Annotated in this window: 30 protein-coding genes and 1 pseudogene; 17 read left to right on the top strand and 14 right to left on the bottom strand. The window is 65.5% G+C overall.

The window, feature by feature from the left end:
• Positions 1 to 2: 2 nt before the first annotated feature.
• Positions 3 to 992: a lytic enzyme gene (locus tag RTY46_RS07090; protein WP_312707448.1), complete on the top strand. Its 990-nt coding sequence runs from the start codon at positions 3 to 5 to the stop codon at positions 990 to 992.
• Between the two features lie 38 nt (positions 993 to 1,030).
• Here the strand turns inward: RTY46_RS07090 and RTY46_RS07085 are convergent, their stop codons facing one another.
• The 4 genes from RTY46_RS07085 to RTY46_RS07070 form a co-directional block, all read right to left on the bottom strand.
• Positions 1,031 to 1,648 (bottom strand): hypothetical protein, encoded by a 618-nt coding sequence (locus RTY46_RS07085; RefSeq protein WP_312707447.1) that lies wholly within the window; start codon positions 1,646 to 1,648, stop codon positions 1,031 to 1,033.
• Positions 1,649 to 1,781: 133 nt separating this feature from the next.
• Positions 1,782 to 2,120 carry a hypothetical protein gene (locus RTY46_RS07080; protein ID WP_312707446.1) on the bottom strand — a complete coding sequence of 113 codons (339 nt, stop codon included), beginning with the start codon at positions 2,118 to 2,120 and terminating at the stop codon, positions 1,782 to 1,784.
• A gap of 164 nt (positions 2,121 to 2,284) precedes the next feature.
• Positions 2,285 to 2,692, bottom strand: coding sequence for a TonB family protein (locus tag RTY46_RS07075; RefSeq protein WP_312707445.1), 408 nt, complete (start codon positions 2,690 to 2,692; stop codon positions 2,285 to 2,287).
• 166 nt (positions 2,693 to 2,858) lie between these two features.
• Positions 2,859 to 3,719, bottom strand: coding sequence for a hypothetical protein (locus RTY46_RS07070; protein ID WP_312707444.1), 861 nt, complete (start codon positions 3,717 to 3,719; stop codon positions 2,859 to 2,861).
• 216 nt (positions 3,720 to 3,935) lie between these two features.
• Here RTY46_RS07070 and RTY46_RS07065 point away from each other — a divergent pair, with 216 nt between their 5' ends.
• The 5 genes from RTY46_RS07065 (at position 3,936) to RTY46_RS07045 (ending at position 8,601) form a co-directional block, all read left to right on the top strand.
• Positions 3,936 to 4,862: an XVIPCD domain-containing protein gene (locus RTY46_RS07065; RefSeq protein WP_312707443.1), complete on the top strand. Its 927-nt coding sequence runs from the start codon at positions 3,936 to 3,938 to the stop codon at positions 4,860 to 4,862.
• 185 nt (positions 4,863 to 5,047) lie between these two features.
• Positions 5,048 to 6,187, top strand: a complete 1,140-nt coding sequence (locus RTY46_RS07060) for a YncE family protein (protein WP_312707442.1) — start codon at positions 5,048 to 5,050, stop codon at positions 6,185 to 6,187.
• Positions 6,188 to 6,329: 142 nt separating this feature from the next.
• A complete protein-coding gene (locus RTY46_RS07055; protein ID WP_312707441.1) occupies positions 6,330 to 6,905 on the top strand; it encodes a hypothetical protein in 576 nt (191 codons plus the stop codon).
• Positions 6,906 to 6,945: 40 nt separating this feature from the next.
• Positions 6,946 to 8,007, top strand: coding sequence for an XVIPCD domain-containing protein (locus tag RTY46_RS07050; protein WP_312707440.1), 1,062 nt, complete (start codon positions 6,946 to 6,948; stop codon positions 8,005 to 8,007).
• A 3-nt stretch (positions 8,008 to 8,010) separates the two neighbouring features.
• Positions 8,011 to 8,601 (top strand): hypothetical protein, encoded by a 591-nt coding sequence (locus RTY46_RS07045; RefSeq protein WP_312707439.1) that lies wholly within the window; start codon positions 8,011 to 8,013, stop codon positions 8,599 to 8,601.
• 80 nt (positions 8,602 to 8,681) lie between these two features.
• On the opposite strand, the gene RTY46_RS07040 is transcribed toward RTY46_RS07045, so the two are convergent.
• Positions 8,682 to 9,089, bottom strand: coding sequence for an XVIPCD domain-containing protein (locus RTY46_RS07040; protein ID WP_312707437.1), 408 nt, complete (start codon positions 9,087 to 9,089; stop codon positions 8,682 to 8,684).
• A 149-nt stretch (positions 9,090 to 9,238) separates the two neighbouring features.
• On the opposite strand from RTY46_RS07040, the gene RTY46_RS07035 reads away from it, so the two are divergent.
• The 3 genes from RTY46_RS07035 (at position 9,239) to RTY46_RS07025 (ending at position 10,824) form a co-directional block, all read left to right on the top strand.
• Positions 9,239 to 9,685, top strand: coding sequence for a hypothetical protein (locus RTY46_RS07035; RefSeq protein ID WP_312707436.1), 447 nt, complete (start codon positions 9,239 to 9,241; stop codon positions 9,683 to 9,685).
• Positions 9,686 to 9,817: 132 nt separating this feature from the next.
• Positions 9,818 to 10,630, top strand: coding sequence for an alpha/beta hydrolase (locus RTY46_RS07030; protein ID WP_312707434.1), 813 nt, complete (start codon positions 9,818 to 9,820; stop codon positions 10,628 to 10,630).
• 23 nt (positions 10,631 to 10,653) lie between these two features.
• Complete coding sequence (locus RTY46_RS07025; protein ID WP_312707432.1) at positions 10,654 to 10,824, top strand: hypothetical protein; 171 nt, start codon at positions 10,654 to 10,656, stop codon at positions 10,822 to 10,824.
• A 6-nt stretch (positions 10,825 to 10,830) separates the two neighbouring features.
• Here RTY46_RS07025 and RTY46_RS07020 read toward each other — a convergent pair whose 3' ends face one another.
• Entirely contained in the window at positions 10,831 to 11,520 is a 690-nt protein-coding gene (locus RTY46_RS07020; protein WP_312707430.1) for a hypothetical protein, read from the bottom strand.
• 126 nt (positions 11,521 to 11,646) lie between these two features.
• On the opposite strand from RTY46_RS07020, the gene RTY46_RS07015 reads away from it, so the two are divergent.
• Genes RTY46_RS07015 through RTY46_RS07000 form a run of 4 tightly spaced genes read left to right on the top strand, consistent with a single transcriptional unit; the run spans position 11,647 to position 14,499 of the window.
• Positions 11,647 to 12,282 (top strand): hypothetical protein, encoded by a 636-nt coding sequence (locus tag RTY46_RS07015; RefSeq protein WP_312707429.1) that lies wholly within the window; start codon positions 11,647 to 11,649, stop codon positions 12,280 to 12,282.
• Positions 12,283 to 12,337: 55 nt separating this feature from the next.
• Positions 12,338 to 12,883: an RNA 2'-phosphotransferase gene (locus tag RTY46_RS07010; RefSeq protein WP_312707427.1), complete on the top strand. Its 546-nt coding sequence runs from the start codon at positions 12,338 to 12,340 to the stop codon at positions 12,881 to 12,883.
• Positions 12,880 to 13,497, top strand: coding sequence for a hypothetical protein (locus RTY46_RS07005; RefSeq protein ID WP_312707426.1), 618 nt, complete (start codon positions 12,880 to 12,882; stop codon positions 13,495 to 13,497). The genes RTY46_RS07010 and RTY46_RS07005 overlap by 4 nt, the downstream gene beginning before the upstream one ends.
• 33 nt (positions 13,498 to 13,530) lie before the next feature.
• Positions 13,531 to 14,499 carry a polysaccharide deacetylase family protein gene (locus RTY46_RS07000; RefSeq protein ID WP_312707425.1) on the top strand — a complete coding sequence of 323 codons (969 nt, stop codon included), beginning with the start codon at positions 13,531 to 13,533 and terminating at the stop codon, positions 14,497 to 14,499.
• A gap of 84 nt (positions 14,500 to 14,583) precedes the next feature.
• Here RTY46_RS07000 and RTY46_RS06995 read toward each other — a convergent pair whose 3' ends face one another.
• From RTY46_RS06995 to RTY46_RS06980, 4 genes are all read right to left on the bottom strand, one after another.
• Positions 14,584 to 15,519 (bottom strand): hypothetical protein, encoded by a 936-nt coding sequence (locus RTY46_RS06995; protein ID WP_312707424.1) that lies wholly within the window; start codon positions 15,517 to 15,519, stop codon positions 14,584 to 14,586.
• Between the two features lie 201 nt (positions 15,520 to 15,720).
• Positions 15,721 to 16,596, bottom strand: coding sequence for an MnmC family methyltransferase (locus RTY46_RS06990; RefSeq protein ID WP_312707423.1), 876 nt, complete (start codon positions 16,594 to 16,596; stop codon positions 15,721 to 15,723).
• Between the two features lie 53 nt (positions 16,597 to 16,649).
• Positions 16,650 to 16,997: a hypothetical protein gene (locus tag RTY46_RS06985; RefSeq protein ID WP_312707422.1), complete on the bottom strand. Its 348-nt coding sequence runs from the start codon at positions 16,995 to 16,997 to the stop codon at positions 16,650 to 16,652.
• A gap of 67 nt (positions 16,998 to 17,064) precedes the next feature.
• Positions 17,065 to 17,478, bottom strand: coding sequence for a hypothetical protein (locus tag RTY46_RS06980; RefSeq protein WP_312707421.1), 414 nt, complete (start codon positions 17,476 to 17,478; stop codon positions 17,065 to 17,067).
• A gap of 88 nt (positions 17,479 to 17,566) precedes the next feature.
• On the opposite strand from RTY46_RS06980, the gene RTY46_RS06975 reads away from it, so the two are divergent.
• A complete protein-coding gene (locus RTY46_RS06975) occupies positions 17,567 to 17,842 on the top strand; it encodes a hypothetical protein (protein ID WP_108754710.1) in 276 nt (91 codons plus the stop codon).
• A gap of 97 nt (positions 17,843 to 17,939) precedes the next feature.
• Here the strand turns inward: RTY46_RS06975 and dmeF are convergent, their stop codons facing one another.
• Positions 17,940 to 18,923: a CDF family Co(II)/Ni(II) efflux transporter DmeF gene (gene dmeF, locus RTY46_RS06970; protein ID WP_312707419.1), complete on the bottom strand. Its 984-nt coding sequence runs from the start codon at positions 18,921 to 18,923 to the stop codon at positions 17,940 to 17,942.
• Positions 18,924 to 18,970: 47 nt separating this feature from the next.
• On the opposite strand from dmeF, the gene RTY46_RS06965 reads away from it, so the two are divergent.
• A complete protein-coding gene (locus tag RTY46_RS06965) occupies positions 18,971 to 19,255 on the top strand; it encodes a metal/formaldehyde-sensitive transcriptional repressor (RefSeq protein WP_164270628.1) in 285 nt (94 codons plus the stop codon).
• 85 nt (positions 19,256 to 19,340) lie between these two features.
• The gene (locus tag RTY46_RS06960; protein ID WP_312707418.1) at positions 19,341 to 20,666 is read left to right on the top strand and encodes a GTP-binding protein; all 1,326 of its coding nucleotides are present in this window, start codon (positions 19,341 to 19,343) and stop codon (positions 20,664 to 20,666) included.
• 56 nt (positions 20,667 to 20,722) lie between these two features.
• Here the strand turns inward: RTY46_RS06960 and RTY46_RS06955 are convergent, their stop codons facing one another.
• Together RTY46_RS06955 and RTY46_RS06950 are read right to left on the bottom strand one after the other, a co-directional pair.
• Complete coding sequence (locus tag RTY46_RS06955) at positions 20,723 to 22,363, bottom strand: ATP-binding cassette domain-containing protein (protein ID WP_312707417.1); 1,641 nt, start codon at positions 22,361 to 22,363, stop codon at positions 20,723 to 20,725.
• Positions 22,364 to 22,670: 307 nt separating this feature from the next.
• Positions 22,671 to 23,570: a LysR family transcriptional regulator gene (locus RTY46_RS06950; protein ID WP_312707416.1), complete on the bottom strand. Its 900-nt coding sequence runs from the start codon at positions 23,568 to 23,570 to the stop codon at positions 22,671 to 22,673.
• Between the two features lie 152 nt (positions 23,571 to 23,722).
• Here RTY46_RS06950 and RTY46_RS06945 point away from each other — a divergent pair.
• Positions 23,723 to 23,932, top strand: a pseudogene (locus tag RTY46_RS06945) (serine hydrolase); the annotation flags it as partial.
• A gap of 142 nt (positions 23,933 to 24,074) precedes the next feature.
• Here the strand turns inward: RTY46_RS06945 and RTY46_RS06940 are convergent.
• The gene (locus RTY46_RS06940) at positions 24,075 to 25,694 is read right to left on the bottom strand and encodes an EAL domain-containing protein (RefSeq protein WP_312707415.1); all 1,620 of its coding nucleotides are present in this window, start codon (positions 25,692 to 25,694) and stop codon (positions 24,075 to 24,077) included.
• Between the last annotated feature and the right edge of the window lie 352 nt (positions 25,695 to 26,046).

Here is a 26,046-nt window from a genome sequence, read left to right as displayed (position 1 = left end):
ACATGGAGGTTCAAGTGCAGACATCATCCCAAGCTGGCGCGGGTGGCGTGGCGAACGCTGGAGAGGGCAAGGGCCCCTACACCGTGACTGTGTATCTGGCAGCACCGGGTACCACGGTGGCAAACCAGGACGGATCGCTCCATTCTTCCTCTGCTGGCCACGCGTACTTCATGGTATCCAACTCGAAAGACAAGCATGGCTATGGGTTCTCTCCCATAAGTACCGGTGTCATGGGGCCCGGTCAGGTGGTAAAGGATGAGTACAAGACGTATCAGAACCCGCGCTACGCCTATCGGTTGGAGATCACCGAGGAGCAGTACGAGAAGTTGAAGGCGTATGGCGAGGCTGGCGTCAATAAAAGCGAAAAGCAGTTTGGTCTGTACTACAACGGAGCATCGAACAGCTGTGTCGACTTCGTATGGACAGGCCTGCGTCAAGCGGGGCTGCGGCCAAAGCTCGACAGTCCGGACCGGGACTTCGATGGGACGATGAAGGTGCTGCCAAACCTGGATGCGCTGAAGAGCATCCCCAAGCCATTCCCCAATAGCACGCTCAACACGCTTGAGGAAAATCCGCTTCCGAAGAAGCCAACGCGCTTGCAGAAGCTGTTGACCGAGGTGGAAGGTCAGCATTCTCCTGAGCGCGTTGCACTCTCGAAGGACTCGCAACAGTTGTTTGATCGCATGCGCTCAGAGCTGGCGACCACTGTTAGTGATGAGCAGGTGCTGTCTGCCGTCAATGCGACAAGGGAATGCGGCATACAGAAACCAGAGCAGTTGCGTGAGACGGTGCTTCACGACGGGAAGATTTTTGTCATGGGCACGACACCCGGATATCGGGCAATGGTCGATCTGAACCAGCCGCAGCAGACGCTTGCCGACGAGGTGAATCGAAGCCAGCAGATCGACGCGCGATTGGCTGAGCAGAGTCAGCAGGAGAGCCAGCAGCGCGATGCTGCCGCGCAAACGGCAAGGGACATACGCATGGGGTGAACGAGCTGGATGGCTGGCGGGGCCTGGCCGCGCCGGACTCAGCTTCCAGGTGCCGTTACGGCATTGCGCGATCTTGGGTGGTTGGGCTCAATGGCAACCTCCATCCCAAGGGTCTGCTCCAGCAGCTTCACTTGCGGGTCCAGGCTTCCAGCCAGCGCCGCATCGCCCTCGATCAGGATCAGCACGCGGTTGTCACCAGGGGAGCCCGAAACACCCGTAATGCCTGGAATCACGCTATGGATCAGCGAGGTGTTTCGTTCCAGTATCTCGTGGAATTCCTGCGCCGTATGCAGGTTCCCGATTTCGAACACGACGCGCGTGATTCCGCTTTGGGTCTTCACCACCCGGTCGGGCACCGGCTTCGTTCCGATCAGCTCCACGAAGACGTGCTGATCTGGGGAATGCCGCAATGAAATGGCAGACAAGCGGTCCGCGAATTCGCTGCTGAGACCTTCGAACGTTGGATTGAGTTCGCCCTGAAGGTTGAGCCGTGTGATGGCGGCATCGATCGAGACGCCGGGGTGCTCGCTGATGTAGTTGCGCGCAAGGATTGCCATCTCTGCATCTGCATCCGCATCGGCGGCGGCCGTCTGGGCATGGGCGCTTCCGCAGAAGAGCGCGAGTGCGGTGGCAAATGCCAGCGGTTCTGCCTTCATGGTTAACTCCTTGATATCACTGGCTGGCGAGTGGTGTTCAAACTCCGGGAAAGCCACTGGAGACTACGCTCCCGCAGCTGCGCAGGCTGTGTTCAAGGTCACCCATGTGTCGTTCCTGCTGAACCGAGATCGGTTACCGCAGCTTGTAGCGGGCCAGCAGAGCGCGCGTGGCGTCCTCCGTGGCCTTCCAGTCCTTGAGCAGTACGCGTGGGTAGATCGCGCGCACCGACAGGCCATCCTGCGGGTAGGTGAAGGTATGCGTGCAGACGGCGACCGGCACATCGGGGTCATCCAGCAGCGTGGTGCCCTGCAAGGTCAGGCCTTCGTTCCCATCGCGAGGCGGGTTGCAGGTGATGAACGTGGCCAGCGCGCCCTGTGCGTCCAGGGCGATGTACCACTCCTGGTCGGTTTCGGGCGTGCGCACCGGCGGCGCGCCGCGCTGTGCCGCGTAGGCATTGGAAAACTGCCTCATGCGGACTTCGTCGATGGCGTACGGGGTGAGCCCGAAGTGCGGCGTGCCCCCTTGCGGTGTACGAGGCACTATAGGACAGGCCCGGTGGCGTATTCCACGACAGAGGGATGCGGCTGAACAGACCCGAGCGGTGATCCAGATGCACTCATGTCCTGGCGGGTTCCTCAGTCCTCCGCCAGAAACTGCACCTTCACCCGCAACCGCACCGGCACTGCAACGCCATCAATCACCACCGGCTCGAACCGCCAGTTGTTGACCGCGCTGAACGCTGCACGATCGACGTCACGCAGGCGACTGGAGCGCGCCACCATTACCGTGGTCACCACGCCGGTGGCATCAACATCGGCTGCCACGATCACTGGCAGCGCCGGCGTCTCGACATCGGCGGGCAGGCGCGGTGGTGGCGCGTGCAGCGTGGTGGGAGCATGTTCCAGTTCGAAGTTGGTGTTGTCGCCGGGTTCTACAAATACTTCGGTAGTAACGCTGGGTGTAGCGGCGCCAGCCGCCGCGCACGGTGTACCACGCGCGAGCGCCGCAAGTGCCAGCGCCAGTGTTACGTTCAATCGAGTCATCGGGAATCTGCTTCGGAGAGTGGGCCCTGCATTCGGCTGACGACAATTCGGATGCTGCGATCATCCACAGGTGCACGTAAACATCGTGGTTGGAACATGCCAGACATCGTTGGTCTCCATGAATGGTGCAGGGTAGTGGGTACGCGGCAGGTGGGATCTGCTGCATTCAGTGCTTTTCGAACCGTGCCATGGCGCGGCGGGTGGCAGATTCAATCCTCTTCCAGTCTTTCAGAATGACGCGGGGGTACGTCGCGGTGATGGAGATACTGCGGTCCATATCCACGAAGTAATGCACGCAGCCGGCCACCCGGTTGTCCGGCGTGTCGATCAGTCGAGCTCCGGCAATCGTCAGGCCATCGGGAAAGTGGGCTTCGCTATCGCACTTGATGAACGTTGTAAGTGCGCCCTGGTCGTTGCGCGCTATGTACCAGTCCTTCTCCATGCGGCGATTGCGACGTTGCGGCATGCCTGTTTCCTTCTCCAGTGCCGCCTCGAAGGCGGGCATCAGTGCTTCGTCGATGGCGTAGGGCACCAGCCCGAAGCGCTTGGGCTGGGGGAGTCGCAGGTCCAGCCGTTGGTTTGGATCGTTCCGCCATGCCGAAGTGGGCGTCGATGTCTGCTCCGTGCTCGTGTAGCGCTCCATCAGACCGGTGATCGGGGTGCGGTCGATGTAAGAGAAACTGAGCACTACCGAGCGCTGGAAGTCTTCCATGGAGCGGTCCGGGCGCGTTCCCGGCGGGGCGGGGCCCAGGTCTGGCCATAGCAGGGTCAACCCCAGGCTTCCATCGAAGTAGGGACCCATCTGGTTATCGTAGTAGTTGGCGGGGAACAGGAAGCGGTGAGGCCCCAGCATGGCTTCCACCGGGTCGGTGGTGTAGGTGTGTCCCTTGATCGTGCGACGCACGTTTGGATCTTCCGTGGCCCCGGCATCGTTGCGTCCCGCATCCATGGAGGTGGTGTTGACACACCCACTAAGCGCGAGCGCCATGGCAACCGCGATGGCGTGGCCCGGTGATGCCGTCTTCATGAGGCAGTTCCATTGCGCATGAGGAGGTCAACTATAGCCAAGCGCGGTGCCGCCGCGGCACTGAGTGCCGTGGCACGTTCCGGAAGCTGCCGGAATGCTCGCTGGTTCACACATTCAGCAAGCTGATTGCTGCACTCGCCGCCCCTCCACCTGCCGCTCCGCCCAGCTATGCGATCATCCGGCCAGGACCGCAGTACCCAACAAGGCAAAGCAGGCATGGAGCAGGCAACCCGCTATACCGTCACCGTCTTCCTGGCTGCACCGGGCACCCCGCTGAGGAGCGGGGGCGTATCCCCGCGCGGGCAGATGTATCTGCAGGTCGCCGAGGGTGAGGACACACACAGCTACGGCTTCGCGCCGCCGCGCCTGCCGCCGGGCGAGACCGCCAGCGGCGTGCAGTACGCGCAGGTGCGCCACGACGATGCCGATGAGCACGTGGATCCGTACTACAGCCGCACGTTGGAGATCACCCAGGAGCATTACGGTTGTCTGCGCGATTTCGCCGAGGCGCCGGCCGAGTTCGAGTTCGATGTCGACCGCCCCGCCACCATCAACCGCTGCAGCGACTTCATCTGGGCTGCGCTGAACTACGCGCGCCTGCACCCGCTGCCCGCGCCGCTGGATGGCGGCAGCGATCTGGGCGAGTTCGCCGTGTTGTTCAACCTGCCGGAAATCCAGTGCATTGCCGCACCGTTTCCGGACAGCGAACTGAATGCCGAGCATCACCACCCGATGCCCGAACGCGAGGCCGAGCAGCATCGCCAGGGGGAAGGGCGCAGCGATGAGCCGCCGCCCACGCCCATTGAAGTGGCTGGCACGCTGCTGGACCCCTCGCACCCCGACCATCGCTTGTTCGCGCAGTTGATCCAGAAGGTCGCCGAGCTGGATGCCGCGCACGGCCGCACCTTCGATGCCACCAGCCAGCGCATCAGCGCCAGCCTGCTGGTGCTGGCCAAGCAGAACAACCTGTCACGCGTGGACCACGTGCTGCTCAGCCGTGCCACCCAGGACAGCCCCGCCGCCGGCAGCATCTTCATCGTGCAGGGCGACCGCAACGATCCCGGTCACCGCCGCGCCAGCATCGCCACCGAAGTGGCGGCGCGGACCGACGTGGCCGATTCGCTGCGGTTGAAGGAGCAGTAGGGCGCCGTTCGCGCGGGGCGTGCATCCGCCGCACGGCTGCACGCGGGCGCACGCTGCAGGCTCACCTGCTACCATTGGCCTGCTAACCCAGCCAGCCCACCCTGCGCAGACAGATGCGGGGCGGGCCGTCGCAGTACGGCCCAGCGAGCCAGGACACCCTCCCGTGCCCTTTCAAGGATGCTCGCATGACCCGTTTGTCGCTTTTCCGCTCGGCCGCACTGGCTGTGGCCATCTCGCTCAGCGTGGGCGCACCGTCGGCGTTTGCCGATAACGCCGCCGCCGCCCGCACCACCACCGCCGTGCAGCGCCAGGCCGTTGCCCAGGGCCTGTACGAGCTGGCCTACAGCCCCAGCCAGAAGGCCGTGTTCGTGGCCTCCTCCGGTGGCTTCGGCGACGATGCCGGCCCGTCGCAGGTGCTGCGCCTGGACCCGGCCACGCTGGCCGTGCAGACCCGCATTCCGCTGGAGCGCAAGGCCTTCGGCGTGGTGCTGGATGACGCGCACAACCGCCTGTACGTGGGCAACACCGTGGACACCTCGGTGACCGTGGTGGATACCGCGCAGAACAAAGCCATCGGCACCGTGCAGCTGATGGAAAAGAAGGTGGGCAAGGATGGCAAGGCCAGCTACACCCACGACCTGCGCGAGCTGGTGGTCGACAGCGCGGCCAACCGCCTGTACGTCACCGGTCATTCCGGCGAAGGCAGCGTGCTGTTCGTGGTGGATACCACCACGCTGAAGCTGATCGACACCATCCCGGGCCTGGGCAAGGCCAAGGCGCCGGGCCTGGCGCTGGATGCTGCCAACAAGCGCGTGTACACCAGCAACCTGCTGGCCGATCTGGTGGTAGTGGGCACCGATGCGAAGAAGGTGGTGGCCGAGCACAAAATCGCCGCCGAGCAGCCGATGAACATCGCGCTGGACCCGGACGGCAAGCGCCTGTTCGTGACCGACCAGGGTTCGGAAATGCTGCGCAACTACATGACCAAGAGCAGCGAAGGCTTCACCAGCAAGCACCCGGGCCAGCGCGTGCTGGTGCTGGACCGCAACACCGGCAAGGAACTGGCCAGCATTCCCACCGATGCCGGCCCGCTGGGCATCCTGCTGGATGCACCGCGCAAGCGCCTGTACGTGACCAACCGTGAGGCCGGTACCGTGACCGCCTTCGACAGCAACAGCTACCAGAAGGTGGCCACGTACGAAGTGCCCACGCACCCCAACAGCCTGGCGCTGGATGCGAAGAACAACGTGCTGTACGTCAGCATCAAGAACGGCGAGAAGGATGCAAAGGGCAGCGAAGAAAGCGTCGCCCGCATCCAGCTGTAACGCGATGGCGCCGGGCCATGCCCGGCGGCTTTCCGCAGGAAAGGCAGGGTCGCAGACCCTGCCTTTTTCGTTGCCCGGTTGCAGGCGCCACAACGGCCCGCTACGGTTGCACTCCATGGCAGGGAGCCAAAGGATCTGAATCGTGCTGGGTATCCATCGCTGGCTGCGTGCCGGCCTGCTGTTCATGCTGTCGGGCGTGCTGGGTGCCTGCAACAACCGCATGCCGGACGCGCCGGAGCCGTTGGATCTGGTCAAGCCCATCGACGTTGCCGAATCCGGCCAGGCCGTGCGGTTCGAATTCGAGACGAATGCCCGCAATTTCCATCCCGGCCGCACCTATGCGCTGGAACTGGAGGTTGAGCGCCGAGGGCCGGAGGATGCCAGTGAGCCAGATATGAACGGGGCTCACATTCCATTTGAGGTTTCTCTGCAACGATTGATGGCTGGTACGTGGCAGGACGTTGCGATCTACGACAGCTACCAGGCAATGGCCCGAAATGCAGGGGCCGCACTTCCCGACTGGCATGCATCCAGCGCGTGGCGTTATGCATCGCTGAACTCGGGCAGCGGCGGCAGCCATCAATGGAGTGTCGTTGCGTTGCCGATGGACATGGACACCCGCTACCGCTTGCACGTGCGCACGGTACAGGTCACCGAGGCATTGCAGGACTACTCGGCGCGACTGCGGGTCCATGCGGCGCGTCCCGTCGGGAAGTAATCCGCATTTCATGATGGGAAGGAACTGAAGGAGTCATCTTATGGACAAGCCACGCTATACCGTCGAGATCGTGATCGCCGCTCCGGGAACGCCGTTGATCGACAAGAAAACCGGTCGCCAGGAAGTCACTGAAGGTGTTCCGCAGACATCCGCGCCGGGCCACATGTTCTATGTGCTGCATGGGCCGAACGGTGAAGTCCAGAGCTTCGGGTTCGCGCCTGTTGAGCATGGAAAAATTCAAGGCCAGGGCAAGGTCATGAATGATGATGCGACCATCTACAAGGACCCCCACTACAGTCGCACACTCGAAATCAGCGAGGAACAGTACAAAAAGCTTCAGGCGTTCGGCACGGAGCCCGGCAGGTTCGGCTTTGATCTGAGGTATCAGGATGTGCGCAACAATTGCGTGGACTTTACCTGGGATGCCTTGAACCACGCGGGCATCGAGCGGAAGAAGAGTCTGGACGTGAACGTGCTGGGAGGCGCCTTGGGTCAGTTGATTCCCGACGTCCGCATTCCCTTGGATAGCAAGGGCGAAGGCAAGGATGCGTATCGACCTCTGCGCAACATCCATGGTGTGGAAAGCATCGATGCGCCTTTCCCGGACAGCAAGCTCAACCGGACGACAACCCATCCGCTGCCAAAGCGCAGTCTGCAGCAACGCCTGCTGAGTGATGCCGACGGCATGCAGGGGCCCGCAGGCGATCATCCCGCCCGCCACAGCAACGACCCGCTGCTGGCACAGATCAACCAGCGCGTTGCGGCGCTGGGTGCAGACAACGGACCGTCGTTCGACCACCAGAACACCAGCGCCAGCCTGTACGCGCTGGCCAAGGCCAACGGTTTCCACACGGTCAACCACGTGCTGTTGAGTGAACGGACGCCCCAGGCCGACGCCGCACAGACCCTCTTCATCGTGCAGGGTGAACGCGGCGACTCGGCGCATCTGCGCGCCAGCATGCCCGCGGCCGTAGCCGCGCAGACGCCAGCGGAGACCTCGTTCGCCCGCGCCGAGGAGCTGTCGCAGGTCGCGCAGGCGCGCTCGCAGGAAGAACTGCAGCAGCGGCAGGTGCAGGAGCAGTCTGCGCCGCGGATGGGGTGATGAATGTTGAAATTTGCCCATTCACCGCTGCACCCTTGGCTTCGCGCGGGTCTGCTCATCGCAATGGCCGCTGGACTGGACGCCTGCAGTGGGCGCCTTCCGGACGCGCCGGAGCCGCTGGATCTGATCCAGTCGATCAACGTCGCCCAACCAGACCAGGCGGTCAGATTCGAGTTCGAGACCAGCGAGCGCAATTTCTACCCGGGCAGGCCGTATCAGCTGGAGTTTGAAGTTGACAGGCACGGTTCTGATCCCGAAGGCGGACCGGACATGTTCGCGCTCCATATTCCGTTCGAAGTGTCCCTTCAGCGGTGGTCCGCGGGTACGTGGCAGGCCGTGCCGACATCGGACAGCTATCAGGGACGGGCCCGCAACCTGGGCGAGCCGATGCCCGAATGGCACCGGTCATCTGCCTGGCGCTACGCAAGACTCAGCTATATGACCGCGGGTGAGCACAGCTGGTACATCGTTACCTTGCCCATTGAAAACGACGCTCGCTATCGCCTGGACGTACGCACCGTAGAACCCATTGAGGAATTGCAGAGCCATTCGCCGCGCTTGCGGGTACGTGCCGACCCCATGCCGGGCAAGTAACCGCTTCTGCCCACACCTTCATCGCGCAGGCTTCGGTAGGCGCACGGCCGGGCCCCCCTGCAGCTCCACCGCGGGTGGTTTCAGCCCAGGCGGTGCGCCGGATTCTGCTGCTGTTCCTGCTCGCGGGCCTGCTGTTCGGCCTGCAGGCCCATGCTTGGCTGCTGTGCCGTGATGCCCAGCTTCTGCAGCGATTGCTCGGCCGGCACCTGAGCCGCTTCGGCGGTAGGCAGCATGGCGCGCAGGTGGGCGGGGTTGGCCAGGTCACCCTGCACCACGAAGATGTTGTGACCGGCCGGGTGCTGTGCGGTCGCGTTGCTGACCACCACGTGGTCGGCGCGCTCCAGGCCCTGTTCGCGGGCCTTCACGGTCAGGCTGGCGGTCAGGTTTTCGCTGGTGGTATCGAAGGCACGGCCATGCTTTTCGTCCAGCGCGGCCACGCCCTGGCGGATCTGCTGGTGGAGGCGGTAATCGGGATGGTCGGGATTCATCGGGTGCTCCATGCGGCCGCATCTGGTTCTGGACTGGCAGTGTAGAACGCCGGTGGCTGCGTTGGTAACCGCTTTGTTGCTAGCCTGTGCGCCTGCAGCGCAGGGGATGGCGCGCAGGGTTTCCAGGACGCTTCGGGGAGAACGGCACGATGGACGTGCGCACATTCAGGCGCCGGCTGCTGGGCATGGGGATGCTCGCACTGGCAGGGTCGGTTCATGCGCAGTCGTTGCCTGCGCAGGGCGATGACCCCAGCTGTCCTTCACAGGACTTCGCGCAGTTCCTGCGCCATTTCAGCAATCCGGCCGATGACCGGGTGCGCATGCGCTACACCACCGATCCCCTGGAGTACGAGACGCCCGCCTATGGCGCGGCCAGCGACGATGGCCCCGTGGCTACCGAGGTGCGCCGGGAAGCGGGGCCGGCCCGGCTGCGTCGCGTGCGGGGCGCCACGCAGACCACAGCCCCGGCCATCACGCCGCTGGCCGACGGGGGCCAGCAGGTGCGGCTGGGCGACGATGCGCTGGGCGAGCAGTACACCTTCGCGCGCCGCTATGGCTGCTGGATGCTGACCCGGGTGGCGCGTCTGCAGGACTGACCCGGCGGGCGTGCCAGACCGACCGACGGGGGCTGCGGCGTGTACACGATGTCATGACCGCAGCCGATTCCCTCACGGCCGCTACCGGTGGGCCTGCCTAGGGTAGGTGGCTCCTTCCCCACGGGAGTTGCCATGACTGCCCCTTCCATCCGTCTGCATGTTGAGGACACCGGCGGTACCGGTCGTCCGGTCATCCTCATCCACGGCTGGCCGTTGTCGGCCGAAGCGTGGAAAGCGCAGGTGCCGGTACTGCGCGATGCCGGCTATCGCGTGATCAGCTACGACCGCCGTGGCTTCGGGCGTTCGGAGAAGCCGTCCGATGGCTATGACTACGACACGTTGGCCGCTGATCTTGCGGCGATCATCGAAGAGCGCGACCTGCGCGACGTTACCCTGGTCGGGTTTTCGATGGGCGGCGGCGAGGTCGCCCGCTATATCGCCAACCACGGGCAGGAGCGATTGCACAGCGTGGTATTTGCCGCGGCGGTACCGCCCTATCTGTTGAAGACCGGTGACAACCCCAATGGCCCGCTCAGCCAGGACAAGGCCGATGCGATGCGCGAGGGCCTGCAGGCCAACCGGGAGACGTTCTTCGATGGCTTTACCCGCGATTTCTTCAGCGCCCACGGTCAGTTGATGGTGACCGAAGAGACGCGGCAGGCGGCCATTGCCCTGTGCCACCAATCCGACCCGCGCGCCGCGCTGGGCTGCATGCAGGCTTTCGCCACCACCGATTTCCGCGCGGACCTGGACAGGGTGAGCGTGCCGACGCTGGTGCTGCACGGCGACAGCGATGCCACGGTGCCGCTGGAGGGCTCGGGCGCGCGCACGCACAAGGCCATCGATGGCAGTGAACTGGTGGTGCTGAAGAACGCACCGCACGGCTGCAACACCAGCCACACCGATGACTTCAATCTTGCCCTGCTGAACTTCCTGAAGAAGTAGCGCGGCACAGGCATACTGCGGCCATGGCCAGCCCCCGCACCCCACCCTGGAAGAAGCCCAACCCGAAGGGACAGAAAAGGCAGCCGCTGTCGCCGGCGCAGAAGGAGGCCGCGCGCCAGCGTGCTGAGGAGAATGGCCGGCGCTATCCAAACCTGGTGGACAACATGTGGGCGGCAAAGCTGCCGCGCGGCTGAGGTGTCTTACCGCACCACGCGCGGGCCCCAGGCCCGCCAGCCGCTTTCCCGCCACGGCGCCACGTTGCGCTCTGAGATCTCCGCAGCCTTCGCGGCCGCCGGGGTGAGGGTGGCGAGCGCGGTGCGCAGCCGCTGGGGCTGCACGGGCTGGCCGGTGGCAATCTGCAGGCGGTCGCCCTGGCGGCGCACCTGCACTGGAATCACCGCATGGGAGTCGGTGGGGGGGCCGTAACGGCTGCGCCGGTAGCGCATGCTGATTGGCCGCACCGCCTGCATCAGCACCGGGCTCCACGCCTGCAGCAATGCATCCTGTTGTTGTTCGTCGATCGCAATGTCGATGACGGTGGACGGATAGCCCACGGTGCTTTCCACCATCAGCTGGAAGCGCGCGCCTTCTGGTGTCAGCACGGCGCTGCCCACCGCCACGCCGATGACCATGGCGACGGTGATCAGCAGCCAGTGCCGCGGTGCCTGTGGTGGTACCGGCAGATGAGTGAGGCCCGGCCTGCGCCGACGCATGCGGCGGTAGCGGCGCCGTGCTGCGGGGCTGTCCAGAAGGCTCTCTGCCGGCAACGGAATCTGCTGCGCGGGCAGCCTGGCCAGGCGCGCGTTGATCCAGCGCGAGGCCAGCAGTGCCACGACCACGCCCAGCAGCAGCGGCGCCGCCAGTCGAACGAACAGATACAACCCCAGCATCGGCATCCCTCCTGCGCAGGCCGCACATGATGGCGTACCCGAGCGCCGATGTCGCATCTGCCAGCCGACAGCGCCCGTGTGCTTGGCTAGGATGCGCATCCCTCAACGCCATGATGCAGGTGGCCGATGACCGCTTCCTTCGGCCGCATTTTTGGGCCGGGCTTGATGCTGTTGGTGCTGCAGTGCGTGTCACTGCTGGCAGTGGGACTGGAGGTCGGGTACTTCCACCACCGCGTTGCATTGCTGCTGGAGCCGCTGTCACCGGCCTGCGGCGGCGATGATGCCACCGAGCGCATGCATGTGGCCGAACACCTGCTGGCGCGCGCCAACGCGTTGGACGACTGGGATCCGCTGGCCTGGGTGCCCGCCGCCACGCTGCTGCTTGCACTGGCCGGGTCATTGGCAGCGGCGTGGGAGCAATGGCGGCACAGCAGTGCGGCATGCCGGCGCAGTGCGGGCCGTCTGCTGGCGCTGCAGGCCGGTTCGCTGGTGCTGGGCGGCGCGATGCTGCACGCCTTCGATCGTGTCTGGCAGGCTTACATCACGCTGCTGCCAGCGGCCTGCATGTCCGACAGGCTGATGAACGATGAAGCGTCGCTGGCGGCATCCACCGCATGGACCTTCCAGGTGTTCGGCGCGGCGCGGGCAATGCCACCGCACGCCCCCGATGCGATGGCGATCATATTGTGCGGGCTGCTGCTGGCATCGCTGGCCGTTGGCATCTGGCTGTGGCGGCAAACACCGGCGCCGTCGGCCCTGTAGCGCACGCGCCGGCCGGGTGCTGGCGTTGCGCTGTCGGGTACGGCACGCTATGCCCATGGAAAAGGATGTTTCACTGACACAGGCCAGCCGATTCCTGAGCCTGGTACTGCGGCATGAACCGCAGAGGATAGGCCTGCAGCTGGATACACAGGGTTGGGCCGACATCGCAGATCTGTTGCAGCGGATTGCCCTGCACGGTCACGCGCTGGATCGCGCCGACCTGCAGCGGCTGGTGCAGAGCAACGACAAGCAGCGCTTTGCGATCAGCGAGGATGGCCTGCGTATTCGTGCCAGCCAAGGACATTCGATCGCCGTGGACCTGGGGCTGCAACCGTTGGAGCCGCCCGCGTGGCTGTACCACGGCACCGTGCCGCGCTTTCTGGAGGCCATCAGCACGCAGGGCCTGCGCCCCGGTGAGCGCCAGCACGTGCATCTGTCGCTGGACCGCCAGACAGCCCGGGAGGTGGGCGCGCGTCGCGGCGCACCGGTCATCCTGAGCGTGGACGCCGGTCGCATGCATGCCGACGGCCACCGTTTCTACCGTTCGGCCAACGGGGTGTGGTTGACCGACCACGTGCCACCGAAGTACATCGCCGGATGAAGCCTTCAGCGCTGACGACCGGGCGGGGCGCCGGGCTGTTCGTGCTGCCGGTGATGGCACTGCTGGCGCTGGCCCTGGCCGAGGGCGGCCTGCATCTGCGCGTGCAATACGTGCTGGAGCCTGCCGCCGGCGCCTGTGCCCATCCCGATCTGGCTGCGCGTACGGCAGTGATGATGGCGATGCTGGAGCGCGCCCAGGCGCTGCAGCTCTGGCAGGCGTTGCGCTGGTTGCCGATCGCCGGTGTGCTGCTGGCCCTGCTGTCTGCACTGTGGGCAGGGCTGTCGGCGCTGCGCGGCGCTACGGGGCACGTGTGGCGCATGGCCGCCGCCTATGTGCTGCTGCAGGCCGGCGCGCTGGGTCTGGCGGCTTGGACCCTGTTACGGCAGGAACGTGCGTGGGCCAGCGTGAAGCAGCTTGCGCCGGTGGTCTGCGCGCTGGATTCCAGTGATCCGTCGGTCCCGGTGGCACAGACGCCGCAGCTCGCCTTCGATCTGTTGCTGGGGCGCAGTGCTGCGCTGCTGTATAACCCGGGGCAGTTGGCGATGCTGTTGGCCGCCGTGCTGCTGGTGGGCGTGGTGCTGGGGCTGTGGCTGTGGCGGGGCGCGCGCAGGTAGAGTGGCGGTTCCTGCCCGAACAAGGATGAATGGATGCGTTCGTTGCTGCGTGCCGTACCGTTGTTGCTGCTTTCGCTGGTGGCCCACGCCGCCGAGGTGGACCGTCGTATTGCGGTCACCATCGACGATCTGCCATGGGCGCGGCTGGACGAGATCGTTCCGGCAGATCTGCCGCAGCGCCACGCCGCGTTGCTGGCGCAGCTGCACCAGGCCAACGTGCCGGTGGTCGGCTTCGTGAACGAGAACAAGCTGGAAGTGGATGGCCAGGTGCAGCCGCAGCGCGTGCAGATGCTGCGCGACTGGCGCGATGCTGGCTACGAGCTGGGCAACCACACCTGGTCGCACATGGATCTGAACGCCAAGGGTGTGGCGGCGTTCCAGCAGGACTTCCTGCGCGGCGAACAGACGCTGCGGCCGCTGCTGGCCGAACGTGGCCAGGTACCGCAGTGGATGCGCCACCCCTACCTGCGTGCCGGGCGCAGCGCCGAAGAGCGGGCGCAGATGGATGTGTTCTTCCAGCAGCACGGCTACCGGGTGGCGCCCGTTACCGTCGACAACGGCGAATGGGTATGGGCATTTGCCTATGCCAACGTGATGAACGAGCAGGCCGATTCACCCGAGCGCGAGGCGCTGCTGCAGCGCCTGCGCCGTGGCTACGTGCCGTACATGCTGAACAAGGTGGACTACTACGAGCGGCAGTCACAGGCGTTGCTGGGCTATGCGCTGCCGCAGGTGTGGCTGATGCATGCCAACGAACTCAATGCGGCCACCTTTGCCGAACTGGTAGCCGCCACGCAGCGGCGAGGCTATCGCTTCGTGTCGTTGCAGGAAGCCTTGCAGGACCCGGCCTATGCACGCGGTGCCGAAGGCTACAACGGCCGCTACGGCCCCAGCTGGCTGCACCGCTGGGCGATGGCCGAGAACAAGCCCAAGGACTTCTACGCCGGTGAACCGGTGGTGCCGCAGTGGGTGAAGCAGCTGGCGAGGGTGGACTACGAATAACAATGAGTGGAGTGTGTACTTCGTGCGGCACCCGCAGCTTACTCCTGGCGTAAGTGCGGGTCTGTTTACCGTTAAGCGCTAAGGTTACGGGAAGAATGAGTTCTGTAGTTGGACGTTCTTCACCATTGTTTTGGCAATGTCTGCAGCGGAAATGCTTTCAGGCCAGCGCAACGACATTCCGCCGAGCGCGAATGTGTAGGCAATGAGCATCTGGAAATAGTAATTTTTATATCTGTCCATGCTGGATTTGCTTGCACGGAAGGGGCTCATTCCGACGCCGTGAGCGCGCTCGTTCCTGATTTGGAACAGCAGCAGTGAAAGTAGAAGCTCGATGCGCTTGCAGTCGCTGGGTATGTTTACTGCTTTTCCCAGATCAAGCAAAACGTGCGATGCCGCATTCTTTGGCTGTTTGGGCTTGGCGCGAAGATAGGCTCGAAGGAACAGTCCAAGTTTCTTCTCGTTTGAATCAGTTATATCAGTTCTAGGGGACTGAGTCGGCAGACCAAATTTCATCATCAGCGCCTGATACCGGTTTGGGCCAAAGCAGCTGGCCGCCCGTGCACTTAGCTGAGATTCAAGTGAGGTGGTCGGCGCGTTGTTGCTCGCAACGAGACGTTTTGCCAGGTATTCAAAAGTTCGAAGAGGGGCGTTGCTTGAAATTGAATCAAGAACTACCTTCCAGGAGCTCGGATCATTGGCGATAAGTAGCGGTCCAAGGCCTTGAGTTGTGCCTTTAATTCCTTGAAAATTGAGGTGCGCGCCGCAGGAGTCGATGATTTGAAAGCAGTGGTCGAAAAAAAAGTCTGGCCGCTCTGGTAATGCTACTAGTCCGTCAATTAATCGACCTACGCATTTCTGGTAGTGATGGTCAGAGAGTAATTTGAGAGGCGCCGGAGAGAATAGTTGTGATGGAGATCCTCCAACTGCCTGCAATCTTGCTCGGAACTCATTTTCAGAAAAAGACGTGGTGATAGCTGGCCAGTTGTTGTGATTATCAACACGAAACTTAGAGTAGTCCATTTTCTGTTACTCCTGAAATACACGGCGCGGTACGTTCGCGAGATGTTCCGGCATCTCTTATTGGCCCGTCAATTGAATTGTGTCTGCTATTGGCTCCGGCTTGAGTCGGGTGGAAATCGTTAGAGCATAGATGAGATCGCTCGTATCAACTCAGAATTAGCGGCAGTTCTATGAAAGACTCAAGGCTTAGGCACTAGAGTGTCAGCGCTTGACGGCCAGCACGCCGTCCAGCGCCAGCTCGGGCTTGAAGCCGGCCTTTTCCAGGCGCTTGGCCACTTCGCGCGGCACGTCGCGGCCGCTGGTCAGCTTGTTCGGCGCGCCGGTGTAGTGGAACAGGCGCCCGCCCTTGCGGATGACGCGGGCCAGGTGGTCGTAGAACACCTGTGAGTACAGCTCGCCGGCAATACCAAAGCGCGGCGGATCGTGCAGGATGGCATCGACGCTGTTGCTGGCCACCTGCTCGATCTGCTGCGAGACGTCGCCATGGCTGAACTGCAGGCGCCCGCCCGCGGAAGCCGACTCCGGATCGGGCGACCACGGGTTCAGCGTGCGCAGCCACATCACGTCGGCGTTCTTTTCGAACGAACGGATCTGGCCGACGCCCGCTTCCAGCGCACAGGCGGCGAAGTAGCCCAGACCGCCGCAGGTATCCAGGACGACTTTGCCGGCCGGCGCCACCAGTTCCACCTTGCGCCGCGCATCTTCGAACGGCGACAGCTTGGAGGTCGGCAGCATCTTGATACCGTCGATCTCGAAGGTCGGTGCGCCCCATTCGGTGGGCACCAGCTTGATGAGCGAGCCGCTGAAGCGGGAAATGGGCGCGAATTCCTCGCCATCCCAGTAATACAGCGTGCGGTCCTTCAGCTTGCCCGGCCAGGGGTAGTGCTGGCCACGGAACTGGAAACCTTCGGCGGCCAGGACGACCGTGTCCTGGGTGCGGTCCAGGTCCAGCGAGCCCTGCCAGTCGCCCGCGCCCTTGTCGTGCGCGCGCTGCAGCGCCAGCGCGCTGTCGCGGGTGAGCAGGGGGCCGGAGTAATGGGGCACGGGCGGTACCGGGGGGCAGGTGGGGGAAGGCATGGTACCTGACCGGCCGTGAGTGCGTGGCGGGCAGGCACCCGCCCACGCTGGCGCTAGCGTGGTTGCGTGGCGGGCCGCGTACGGACCGACGTGCAGGAGAAGCCGTGGGTGGTTGCCTCACCGCCCAACCAGGACGTTCCGTCGCCGGCCACCATGCCGTTTCTCGCGCAGGCGCGCTGGTGCGCTGCACGGGTGGCGTCTGGCTGGCGATCAAGTTCGTAGCGCATTCGGCCATCGTCCTCCAGCACCCAATGCACGGTCACCCGCTCGCTCGCGTCCCCGTCGATCGGCCAATCGATCGTGCGCAGTACCAGCGTTTCACCTTCGGCAGTGGTGAGTATCTGATCGAAGGCGCCCTGCGTGGCGGGCGTTGCGGCGGCGAGCAGAAGACTGAGCAGCATGGTGGTCCCCCGGCAAAGCTTCAGCCTGGGGCGCGTTGTGCAGCAGCGCCATCAGAAACCTTGCAGATCACTCACATTTCACCGCGTACACGGGCCCGGCGCCGATCAGCAGCAGGGCCATGTAGTCGCTGTCGCGGGCCTTGGCTTTCAGCGTGGCGCCGTCCTTGGCGTGGAACAGGCCGAACCCCCCGGCGCTGCGGATCAGGGCACTGTCGATCTGCTGGGCATCGTCGGGGAAGAATTTGCCGATGTCGCTGCGGCTGGCCTTGTACAGCGCGTTCGGTTCACGCTGCCAGCTGCCGTTGCGCTCGAAGGAGACGAAGTACTGGCCGCCATCCTTGTCGATGCGGAACTCGGCGGCGCGGCGGCTGCTGGTTGCGAAGCAGCCCAGCAGGGGGTCGCTGGAGAACGGCAGGTGGGTGTCGCCACTGCAGGCGGCGAGCAACAGGGCACCGGGCAGCAGCAGGCAGAGCGCGCGCATGGGATGTCCCCACAGGGCAGGTGCGGCTAGTGTAGGCAGCAGCCGGGCGCGGCCCGTGCAGATAATCGGCAAGAACGAGGGAGCGGCGATGGCACAGGGCAGGGCACCGTGGTGTGGGCTGGCGAGCTGGCTGGGGCTGGTGGCCGGCTGGGGCGCGGGTTGGCTGGCGGCATGGGCGTTCGGCGCGAGCGCGCCGGTGGCGGGGCTGGCGGTGGCCGTGCTGGCATCGGTGCTGGTGGGCGGCGGGTTTGCCGTGGCCGCGCGGGTGCGCGGTGAGCGCCATGCGTGGCTGGGAATTGGCGGCGCGGCGCTGAGCGCGTTGCCGCTGGCGGCGTATCTGTTGCGGATGATGCTGAAGCTCTAGGGTCAGTCGCCTCAGCCTTTCGTAGAGTCGAGCTTGCTCGACTGCCTTGAACGGGAGCAGTCGAGCAAGCTCGACTCTACGAGGGCAGGGAAGTGCGTTACGCGCTGCGGTGGATTTCCAGCGTGATGTGTACCAGCTCCTCGTGCAAGCCCAAGGCTGCGCGCAGGGTGTCGGCGTCCAGGGCGGCATCGTGGGTGACCACACTGGCGGCCACCGCGTACTTGCCACGCCCCACCTGCCAGACATGCAGGTCGGCCAGCCGCGCTTGCCACGGCCCCTGTTCGATGACCTCGCGCACTTCGGCCACCACCGGTGCATCCATCTGCGCATCCAGCAGGATGCGTCCACTGTCCCGCAGCAGGCCGATGGCCCACACGGTTACCAGCACTGCGCCCACCAGGCCCATCACCGGGTCCAGCCACGCCACGCCCCACAGCTTGCCGCCCAGCAGCGCGACGATGGCCAGTACCGAGGTGGCCGCGTCGGCCAGCACGTGGATGTAGGCCGAGCGCAGGTTCAGGTCGTGTCCGTGCGCGTGGTCATGAGCGTGATCGTGGCTGTGACCATGGTCGTGGTGATGCGCATGTTCGTGGCCGTGACCATGATGATGGTGGGCATGCCCCGGGCTGTCATGCAGCCACCACGAGCACAGCAGGTTCACACCCAACCCCACGGCGGCGATGGCAATGGCTTCGTCGTAGTGGATGGGCGCCGGTACCCACAGCCGCTGCACCGATTGCACCGCCATCAGGGCAGCCACACCCAGCAGGGCGATGGCACTGGTGTAGCCGGCCAGGATCTCGACCTTCCATGTGCCGAAGGCGAAGCGCGGGTCATGGGCATAACGGCGCGCACAGCGGTACGCGAACACCGACAGGCCCAACGCCAGCGCATGTGAACTCATATGCCAGCCATCGGCCAGCACGGCCATGGAGTTGAACCACCAGCCGCCGACGATTTCCACCAGCATCATGCCGACGGTCAGGCACAGGGCGCGGCGGGTGTTGCGTTCGGCCAGCGGGTTGCCGTCGTCGAAGCGATGGTCGTGGCGGCGTGCGGCGGCGAGGGCGTCCAATTGCATGGCGGTGGGGTCTTCATGGATACCCCCATAGGGTATATGATTCGCGCATGGCACATGTACACAAACATCGGAAACAGTTGCTGGCCCGGGTGCGCCGTATCGGCGGCCAGGTGGCGGCGTTGGAACAGGCCCTGGATCGACCCGAGGGAGAGCCCGGCGATTGCGCCGGCGTGCTGGTGCAGGTGGCCGCCGTGCGCGGCGCCGCCCACGGCCTGCTGATGGAACTGCTGCACGAGCACCTGCAGGAACACGTGGTGGCCGCCGAAGATCCGCAGCAGCGCGCTGCCGAGGCCGAGGTGCTGGTGGAACTGCTGCGCCGCTACGGCAAGTAGCGCCGGGCCATGCCCGGAGGCGGCACTGTGGATGGATCTGGAAATGTTATACAGTAACATTTCCATCCGCAGCCTCCCGCCCCGCATGAACCCTGTTTCCCGCGCCGACCGCCGCCTGCCGGTTACCGTCCTGTCCGGCTTCCTGGGCGCCGGCAAGACCACCCTGCTCAACCAGATCCTGCGCAACCGCGACGGCCTGCGGGTGGCGGTGATCGTGAACGACATGAGCGAGGTCAACATCGATGCGCAGCTGGTGCGCGACGGTGGCGCCGCGCTGCGCCGTACTGAAGAAACGCTGGTGGAATTCAGCAACGGCTGCATCTGCTGCACCCTGCGCGACGATCTGCTGCAGGAAGTGCGGCGCCTGGCCGACAGCGGTCGCTACGACTACCTGTTGATCGAATCGACCGGCATCGGCGAACCCATGCCGGTGGCGGCCACGTTCGCTGTGCGCGATGAACACGGCTTCAGCCTGGGCGACATCGCGCGCCTGGATACGATGGTGACCGTGGTGGATGGCAGCGCCTTCCTGGCCGACTTCGGTTCCACCCTGCGCCTGGCCGAGCGCGGCCAGCAGGCCGGCCCGGACGATGACCGCGGCGTAGTGGATCTGCTGTGCGAGCAGGTGGAGTTTGCCGATGTGATCGTGGTCAGCAAGGTGGACCAGACCGACGATGACGTGCTGCAGGACACGCTGGCCGTGCTGCGCGGCTTGAACCGCGAGGCGAAACTGCTGCTCTCGCGCTTCGGCGATGTGCCGTTGACTGAGCTGCTGGATACCGGCCGCTTCGATTTCGAGCGCGCGCAGCAGGCACCCGGTTGGGTGAAGGAGCTGCGTGGCGAGCACACGCCGGAAACCGATGAGTACGGCATTGGCAGTTTCGTCTACCGCTCGCGTCGGCCATTTCACCCGGCGCGCTTTGCACGCGTTCTGCAGGAGGGTATGCCGGGGGTGATCCGCAGCAAGGGCTGGTTCTGGCTGGCCAACCGCATGGACTGGGTGGGCGAGCTGAGCAGCGTGGGCGCGGCCACCCGCACCCAGGCCGCCGGCTTCTGGCATGCCGCGCGCGCGCGCGTGCGGGCGGGAAACGAAGACACCACGCCGTTGCTGTCGCCCACGCCGTTGCCGTACAGCGATCTGGGCTGGGCGCGGCAACAGGCCGATTGCTGGACGGCGCCGCTGCCTACGGCTGCCGAATTGCAGGATGACACCGCCCATGCGGCCATGGCGCGGGTCTGGCACCCGCTATGGGGTGACCGCCGGCAGGAACTGGTGGTGATTGGCGTGCACATGGACGAACGCGCGGTGCGCGCCACCTTGGATGCCTGCCTGTTGAACGACCAGGAACTGCGTGCCGGGCCGCTGTTGTGGCAGCAGCTGCCGCAGGCGTTTCCGGTGTGGAAGCGTTGAAGCAACGGCATCCACGCCATGCGTGGGTGGAGGCGGTGCCGGCGTCGTCGGTGGGGTCAAAGCCCTTCTGCATTGCAGAAGGGATCCGACCCCGGCTGTGCGTCGCGCCACTGCCAGCCTGTGGCGCCCACGTGCAGGATCTGCGTGGGCCGCAGTGCCTGCAGCAGGTGGGTGTCATGGCTGACCATCACCAGCCCGCCTTCCCACGCGGCCAGCAGTGATTCCAGCGCCTGCAGGGCGACCAGGTCCAGCGCGTTGCCGGGCTCGTCCAGCAACAGCAGCTGCGGTGCGGGATGCGCGTACAACACGCTGGCCAGTGCACCCTTCAGCCGTTCGCCATCGCTGAGGCTGCTGGCCGGGCGTTGGATGCGCTGTGCATCCAGGCCGAGCAGGGCGAGCCGCGTGCGCAGTTCGGCAGGGTCGGCTGCCGGGTTGGCGGCCTGCACTGTATCGAGGATGCTGCGGTTGCCGGCCAGTGCCAGCAGCTGCTGGTCCAGCAGGGCCAGCGGCGCGTGCCGCTGCACGCAGCCACTGCGCGGCTGCTGTTGACCGGCCAGGACACGCAGCAGGGTGGACTTGCCGCTGCCGTTGCCGCCGATTACGGCAATGCGCTGGCCACGGCGGATGTCCCACTGCAGCGGCGCCGCGCAGCCATGGGGCAGTACCAGATCCCGCGCCTGCAGCAGCTGCATGCTGCCACGTTCGCCCTCGTGGGCGAACAGGGCCAGCTGTGGCGCCGTCTGCACGGCGGCGGCATTGCGCAGCTGCTGCGCGCTGGCCTGCAGGCGGTCGGCCTGGATCTGCTGCGCACGGCCCTGCGTGGCTTCGGCACGCTGCTTCTGCCCACCCAGCAGGATCGGCGCCTGGTTGGCCTGCTTTGCATCACGGTTGCCGCGCGCCTGCCGCTGCTGCTGGCGTTCGTGCTGCTCGCGTGCGCTGCGTTGCTGCTGCCGGTGCTGTGCACGGGCGTGGTCCAGTTGGGCGGCGGCGGCCTCGCGTTCGGCGGTACGCGCATCCACGTAGTCCTGCCACGCACCGCCATAGCGATGCAGGCCGCGCCCATCCAGTTCGACGATCTGCTGCATGTGGGCCAGCAGGCCGCGGTCGTGGCTGATGACCAGCAGCCCGCCGCGCCACTGCTGCAGCTGCGCGTACAGCTGCTGGCGATGGCGCGCGTCCAGATGGTTGCTGGGCTCGTCCAGGATCAGCCAGTCGGCGCCGCTGGCCCATGCGCCGGACAACGCCACGCGCATGGCCTGGCCGCCGCTGAGGCGCGCGGCAGGTTGCCCTGCGTGCAGATCGTCGGGCAGGCCCATGGCCTGCCATTGCTGCTGCAGGCGTTCGTGCAGATCCCAGCGCTCGCCCACGCAGGTGAAGTCGCGTTCATCGATGCTGCCCGCTTCGATACGGGCCAATGCGTCCAGCACATCGCCTACGCCGGCCAGCTCGCCCACGGTGCCGCGTGGCGGATAGCCGGGCGTAGGCAGCAGGAACACCTGTCCACTGCTGCGCACCCGCCCGCTGTCGGGCGGCAGCTGGCCGGCGAGCAGGCGCGCCAGCACGCTCTTGCCCATGCCATTGCCGCCGACCAGCCCGGTGGCCAGCGGTTCAAAGGAAAAGGACAGATCGGAAAACAACGGACGGCCATCGGCCAACCGATACGACACGCGATCAAGCGTGAGGGAATGCGAAGTCATGCGACCTCCAAGCAATGCCATGTCTCCCCTGCGCGCAGGGGCGGGAAGAGTCAGGCCGTCCGGTTTGCAGACGGCGGCATTACTGGCGCATTGGTCGCGAGCCTCTTGGAGGAATGAACGGAAATTATAGCGTGGGTGCCTGAACGGGGGCGCGCGGGTTGTAGAGTCGAGCCACGCTCGAATGCATCAAGCAAGACCAGTCGAGCAAGCTCGACTCTACGGGAGATGCGGAGCAGTCGAGCATGGCTCGACTCTACGGGTGCGCGCGGGTTGTGAAGTCGAGCATGGCTCGACTCTACAGAAAGGGTTACGGCACGGTTTCCAGGCGGGCGCTGACGAAATCGATGAAGGCGCGCAGCTTGGGCAGCACGTGGCGGCCGGACGGCCACAGCAGGTGGAAGATGCCGCAGGAATGCACGTGCTCGTCGAGCACGGTGACCAGGCGGCCATCGGCCAGTGCGTGGCGTACCGAGTGCACGGGCACGAACGCCAGGCCGCCATCGCGCAGCGCCATGGCCACCCGGGCTTCGATGGTGTTGGCCACCATGTTCACCGGCAGTTCCTGCGCCACTTCACCGTCGGGCCACTGTACCGGCCATGTTTCCAGTTTGCCGGTGCTGGGAAAGCGGTAATGCAGCAGGCGATGCTGCAGCATGTCTGCAGGCGTGCGCGGTACACCGTGGCGCTGCAGGTACGCTGGCGAGGCCACCACGCGCCGCGGGAACACGCCCAGGCGCCGGGCGTTCATGCGCGAATCGCTGGGCTCGCCCACGCGCAGCACGGCATCGAAGCCTTCTTCGATCACATCCACCAGGCGGTCGCTGAAATCCAGTTCCAGGCGGATATCCGGGTAGGCGGCCATGAAGTCGGCCAACAGTGGCAGGGTCAGGTCGCCGACCAGCGACAGGCTGATGCGCAGGGTGCCGCTGGGCGATGCACCCTGCTGGGCCAGTTCGGTGCGCGCGGCATCGCGCTCGTGCAGGATCCGCCGGCAGCGCGCCAGGAACAACTGGCCCTCGGCGGTGAGGGTGATGCTGCGCGTGCTGCGGTGGAACAGGCGCACGCCCAGCGCGTGTTCCAGCCGGGCCACGCATTTGCCCGCGGCCGATGCGGAAATGCCCTGCAGGCGCCCGGTTTCCACGAAGCTGCGGGTTTCGGCGGCATGGATGAAGGTCTGCAGGTTGGCCAGGTTGTCGAGCACGGACATGGCGGGCGTTCCGGGGGGCATGGCGGTAGTGTGGGTCCGCTCATGGTGCCGATTGCGGACTTCACAGTCCACGATGTCGGGAGCGTGCCTTGGCTTTTTCCCGCGGACAACGGGCTCTAACGTGGCGGCCCTCCCTCCCAAGGATTGCCGTGATGAATGCACTACCTGCCCTGGCGCCAGCCCCGCTGCTTCCTTCCGTGCAGCGCGTGCTGCAGCAGGCCCACCCCCGCCAGATCGTGGGGGCGGTGGTGCTGGTGCGGCACCGCGGTCTGTGGCGCCACGCCAGTGCCAGCGGACTGGCCGATCGCGAGCTGGGCACGCCGATGCGCCGCGACCAGCTGTTCCGCCTGGCCTCGGTGAGCCGGTGGCGTGGCGGGCGGCGTGCTGTTGCAGGCCGCCGGGGCGCGGGTGCTGGCATGGCTGCCACTGGGCCTGCTGCTGGTATGCGGTGCGTGGTTGCTGCTGCGGCCGCGCGCCTGGTCATAGGCCACTGCCGCGCGCCGGTCAGGTGTTGGAATACTCGCGCTCGATCGGCACGCTGCGCGGGTTCTGCATGTGCTCGCGCGCGGCGCCGTACTGCTGCTGGCGGCGGTGGTGGAAGGCCACGAATTCATCGCGTGGCAATGGGCGCGAGAACAGCCAGCCCTGGCCGAACTGCACGTGCTGGCTGTGCAGGTAGGCCAGCTGTGCTTCGGTTTCCACGCCCTCGGCCACCACCCACAGGCCCAGCTCGCGGGCCATTTCGATGATGTGCGGGGTGACCGGTGTGGTCGCGCTTTCGGTGCCGATCGCATCGACGAAGGACTTGTCGATCTTCAGCGCGTCCAGCGGCAGCTGTTCCAGGTACTGCAGGCTGGAATAGCCCACGCCGAAATCGTCGATGGCGATGCTGTGCCCGGCCCGCCGTGCGGCGGCCATCATGGTGCGGGCGCGGTCGATGTCCAGGAAGCCGCGCTCGGTGGCTTCCAGCCAGATCTGCTGCGGCAGGATGCCGCTGCCGGCCATGCGCGCCGAGACCACCTTCAGCGCACGTCCGCTGCTGATGTCTTCCGGTGCCAGGTTGATGGCGATGTGTGCGCTGCGGTCGGAGACCAGCAGGTCACGCATGTCCTTCACTACGTTTTCAATCACCACATCGGTGAGCGCCTGGATCAGGCCGTGTTCTTCAGCCAGCGGAATGAAGATGTCCGGACGCACCTGGGTGCCGTCGGGGTGCTGCCAGCGCACCAGTGCCTCGGCTCCCACGCAGATGCCGGTGTCCAGTTCGATGATGGGCTGGTAGTGCAGGTACAGCTCGCGGCGGCGGATGGCGGTGGCCAGTTCGCCGCGCATGGACAGGCGCCGCTGCGACAGCCACACCACCACGCCCACGCCCAGCGCCGCCAGCAGCAGGCCGACCGGAACGAACAGCCAGGCCTGCTGGCGGAAGGTGGCTGCCAGGGCGGTACGCGGCGCGGTGGCGATGGCCAGCCATTCGTCGTTGCGCGCGCTGGCATACAGGGTGTCCTGGACCAGTCCCTTGCCCGGATCGCGCAGCAGATCCAGCAGCAACGGGAGATCGATCCCGTCCTGCTGGGTCAGCAGGCGCCCGTCGGGGGTGGCCAGGGCCAGCCGCACGTCCGGGTCGGCAATGACACCGACGAAGTGGCGCGGGTCCACCAGCACATCGTAGGAACCGTACAGGATGGCCAGCACCTGCCGGCCACCGGTCGTGGCGGGGCGGATATCCACCACAATGCCGGCGCCGTCGCTGGAGACGTGGTCGGCATGGGGCTGGTCCACGCTGCCTTCGAAGGCGCCCCAGGACGTGCAGCGCAGCTTGCCGGCCTCGAAGTAGCCCATCTGGTCGATGGACGGCGTGGTCATCACCAGGGTCTGCATGCGCTTGATGTGCGCACTGCCACAGGGAGGCATGGCGCTGGCCTCGGCCGATTTCAGCGCGGCCAGTGCTTCTTCGTAGGCGATATCGGCCCGCCGCAGGGTGCGTTCGGCGATGGCGTGCAGGCGCTGCTGTTCCACCGCCACGGCACGGTCCCAGGTGGCATAGACCATGGCGGCGATGGGCACCACGGCGGCCACCAGTGCTGCCACGATGCCGAGGATGACGACCCGCAGGCGGCTCATGGCCGGTCGTCCAATCGAGTGGGCAGGGCTGGGGGCATGGCGACCGATCCTTGGGCGGATGCGCTATCTGAGCATGTTGGGCGGCTGTGCGGAATGGGGACGGGGCATTAATTCGTCACATTGTGGCAATTGCGACAGCAGTTGACTGCAGCGAGCCGCCGCCGGCTGGCGCTCCGGGCCGTACAGGACTACCGTCGGGGGCTTCACCCGCCCCTTCCAGCGCCCGTCCATGACCGAACCCGCCCCGCCCCCCGAGCACCTGCGCCGCAGCCTGTCCAACCGCCACCTGCAACTGATCGCCATCGGCGGTGCCATCGGCACCGGCCTGTTCATGGGCTCGGGCAAGACGATC

Origin of the sequence: Stenotrophomonas sp., assembly GCF_032056425.1 — a bacterium.
In the GTDB taxonomy this organism is placed as follows: Bacteria; Pseudomonadota; Gammaproteobacteria; order Xanthomonadales; family Xanthomonadaceae; genus Stenotrophomonas.
This window is presented reverse-complemented; position numbering and strand designations above follow the sequence as displayed.